General features: G+C 39.3%; 3 protein-coding genes and 1 pseudogene. 2 read left to right on the top strand and 2 right to left on the bottom strand.

The window, feature by feature from the left end; all coding sequences use genetic code 11:
- Positions 1–270 precede the first annotated feature (270 nt).
- Entirely contained in the window at positions 271–696 is a 426-nt protein-coding gene (locus tag H6G26_RS40190; RefSeq protein WP_242054368.1) for a hypothetical protein, read from the bottom strand.
- A 97-nt stretch (positions 697–793) separates the two neighbouring features.
- On the opposite strand from H6G26_RS40190, the gene H6G26_RS40185 reads away from it, so the two are divergent.
- Together H6G26_RS40185 and H6G26_RS40180 are read left to right on the top strand one after the other, a co-directional pair.
- On the top strand, positions 794–1,633 hold the full coding sequence (locus H6G26_RS40185; protein ID WP_190737545.1) for an Rpn family recombination-promoting nuclease/putative transposase: 840 nt from the start codon (positions 794–796) through the stop codon (positions 1,631–1,633).
- A 32-nt stretch (positions 1,634–1,665) separates the two neighbouring features.
- Positions 1,666–2,277 (top strand): annotated as a pseudogene (locus H6G26_RS40180) (J domain-containing protein); the annotation flags it as partial.
- Between the two features lie 454 nt (positions 2,278–2,731).
- Here the strand turns inward: H6G26_RS40180 and H6G26_RS40175 are convergent.
- Positions 2,732–2,980 (bottom strand): hypothetical protein, encoded by a 249-nt coding sequence (locus H6G26_RS40175; RefSeq protein ID WP_190737543.1) that lies wholly within the window; start codon positions 2,978–2,980, stop codon positions 2,732–2,734.
- Positions 2,981–3,222: the final 242 nt, after the last annotated feature.

Here is a 3,222-nt window from a genome sequence, read left to right as displayed (position 1 = left end):
AACCAATAAACCCATCTAAGCCAGACTATAGCAGTAAAGAAATTATGGATGAAGTAGCAAAAATGATGAGTGGTGGTGATGTTATTGAAAGACTTTAAATGCTTCAGCCCAACTGTGCATTTACCATTCTAAAAAAGGATAGTGGCGATGAAAAAGTAGCGGTGTTTGGCAATGCTGAAGGCGGCAAATCAACTTTAAGCAAAATATTATTTCAAATCACTGTTTTTTTAGGAATATTTGTCCGATTTTTAAACAACTGCTGATAATTTCTTATTCCAGAACTCCGGCTCTTTCAATAATAAACCATTCATGGTACACGATTGCTAAGAAAAACTCTTCATTCTTCAGGCGATCACATACTGCCATAAATCCCGAAAACAATGGATCATCTTCATAGGTAGTATCTGATAGAAAAACTGTTACAGAATTCTTATCCGCACTCCAGCTACAACGTATTATAGTAATATTAGGATGATGTGATTTATCTACAGGTAATAATATTGGGCAGTCTTCCACTAACAAAAATTCTGGTTCTTCATATCTTAAAACCGATGACCAACTTTCTGGCCCTTCATGTTTCTCAATAATTCTATCCCACCTAACTGACTTGATTTTTTCCAGAGTTTCTGCCGATACTTCAGAGAGTTTCATAGTTTTTACTACAGCTAATAAATTTTCATAATTAACATCTGGCATTCGGCATCAATTGCCAGAAATAGATTCAATTAATAAGACTATAATAATGCTTATTTCTATATAACCATTATTATAATCCGAGGGGAAGACCAAAAGCATGATTGACCACGATCGTCTTTTCAAAGAATTGCTCTCTACGTTTTTTGTTGAGTTTCTTGATTTATTCCTACCTCAAGTAGTCAGCCAAATAGACCGCGATTCCATCCAGTTTTTACCCCAGGAAATATTTACTGATGTTACCTCTGGGGAAAAGAAGGAAATTGATTTACTGGCTCAATGCCGCTTCGAGCAGCAAGACACTTGTTTTTTAATTCATGTTGAAAATCAATCTTACACTGAGACAGCGTTTGCAAAGCGGATGTTTAAGTATTTTGCACGTCTCCATGAAAAGTATGATTTACCCATTTACCCAGTTGTAGTTTTTTCGTTTGACGAACCCAAACGCGCCGAACCTCAAAATTATCGGGTCATATTTGGCGACTTCAAGGTGGTGGAATTTCAGTTTGCAGCAATTCAGTTGAATCGTTTAAGTTGGCGAGATTTTTTAACACAGTCAAATCCGGTGGCAGCAGCATTAATGTCGAAGATGAATATTCGCCGTGAGGAACGTCCGCAGGTGAAAGCAGAATGTTTGCGGCTGCTGGCGACGTTAAAGTTAGACCCAGCACGGATGCAATTGATTTCAGGCTTTGTGGATACGTATTTGCGGCTCGACGATACTGAAAAACAGGTCTTTCAAGCAGCAATCAGTACAATGGGATTAGATGAGCAGGAGGAAATTATGGAGATTGTAACCAGTTGGCAACAGGAAGCTTTGGAAAAAGTTGCGGTAAACTTATTGCGCGAGGGTATAGCAGCTGAAGTGATTGTGCGAGTAACAGGGTTAACCGTAGAACAAGTACAGCAGTTACAAGCACAACTATCACTAGAAGATTAATCTCAGTAGACATTTGTGTATCATCATGTCGCCATCAACATTGGCAAACACAAGAATCTGTAGGAGAATCTCATGGTGAAGCTAGAACAGGAGATAAGAGAAAAATTCGTGAAACATTTCTGAGGTTAGCTGAAATCTTCCACCCTGACAAGGTAAAAGATAGCGAGATACAGACAGATCATACAGAAATCATGAAATCAATTAATCAAGCCTACCAAGAAGGTGATTTGGCAAGACTTCTAGAAATTGAGCGGCTTCACCAAGTCGGGGAAGTTATTGACAATAATAGCGAAGACGACTTGACTCGGAAATGTCGAACTATAGAACAACAAAATCAAATTCTCCTGACTCAATATGAAAACTTGAAACGGGAACTACGTTTGGCAAAAAGTACTCCAGAAGGAACGATGGTTTCCGATTCTCGCAAAGCTGCGAAAAAAGGCATTGATGCTATGGCTTTAATGGTAGAAACCATAGACAATCAAATAAATGTTGTCTCTCAGATTCGAGATTTTGTCAAGGACTTTAGAGAACAGAAAATTACTATCAAAGAATTTCTTGGTGGCCCACCAACTCTGCAATCTGTAGACGAGGAATTTATGTCAGACATTCTGGAGCAAATGTTGTCAGAATTAATGAGATAGTATTTGACTATCAACAAAGGCAGAGGGCAGAAGGCAGGAGGCTCAGTTGGAATACTGTTTTCTGCCCACAGAGAGTGACCAAACGGGTCTTGGGTTTAAGACCCCCACCAAATTTTCAATTTGGTGGATTCTCAATTTAGGAGGGGTTTGAATCCCCGAATATATTGAACCTTCTGCCTTCTGCCCTCTGCCTCCTGCCTCCTTCAATAACAAGTTTTGGCTTTATTTGTAGCTCATCTGAGCAAATTAAAAGGATTTTACAGAACTATGCCCATTAAAAAACACATTAATCTTAATCTGCGAAGTTTTCTTAATCCCACAGATAAATCGGAGAAAAAAGATGTCTAATGTGAATTCATTAGAGTTACTTTTTACCAGTTTGAGTTAGGTTGGGCGAATGAGCGCACTGTTTCACTCACTTTCGTGCGCTCACTCAAAACCTTGAGACAACAAATCATCCCCCAATACCTTTACCACTCTTGTAGTTCATCGCTCTGGGTTTCCTCTTGCCTATAGGGACTACTGATTTCTTAGGTGCTTGTGGCGGACGGCATGTTTCACAGTAGAGTGGTCGCACACCAAAGGTTTCTCGTTGTGTGGGTTGTTCGCACTGTTTACATACGAAGTTAAAAACGCGGGTGTGAATTTCCCGCTTGTGCGCTCTGACGGTGTACTCTCGGACTTCAATAGTTTTGCTGGGCATCGGTTCTGTAATGCTGTTCTATTTATAAGGATAGTTTCTGGTATCAATATATTCACTCCCGGTTCGCCCATTTTTTAATGAGTTAGGAAAAGTAGATAGTCAAAAGTATACCGAAGGACATATTTCCAAAAAAACTAGATCAGGTATATGTTCGCACTTATGACTACTGAACCCATAATCACAAACGAACGAGTCGATGATATACCTATACTTCTAACTCAAATAGAGCGTATGGGCGTACA

It is taken from the genome of Nostoc sp. FACHB-888 (genome assembly GCF_014696655.1).
Classification (GTDB): Bacteria; Cyanobacteriota; Cyanobacteriia; order Cyanobacteriales; family Nostocaceae; genus Nostoc.
The sequence above is the reverse complement of the archived record's forward strand: the minus strand, read 5'-3'. Positions and strand labels throughout refer to the sequence as shown.

Excerpts from the sequence above, each read along its gene's own strand:
- H6G26_RS40175 (WP_190737543.1), bottom strand. The coding sequence starts at position 2,980 with ATGCCCAGCAAAACTATTGAAGTCCGAGAGTACACCGTCAGAGCGCAC.
- H6G26_RS40190 (WP_242054368.1), bottom strand. The coding sequence starts at position 696 with ATGCCAGATGTTAATTATGAAAATTTATTAGCTGTAGTAAAAACTATG.
- H6G26_RS40185 (WP_190737545.1), top strand. The coding sequence starts at position 794 with ATGATTGACCACGATCGTCTTTTCAAAGAATTGCTCTCTACGTTTTTT.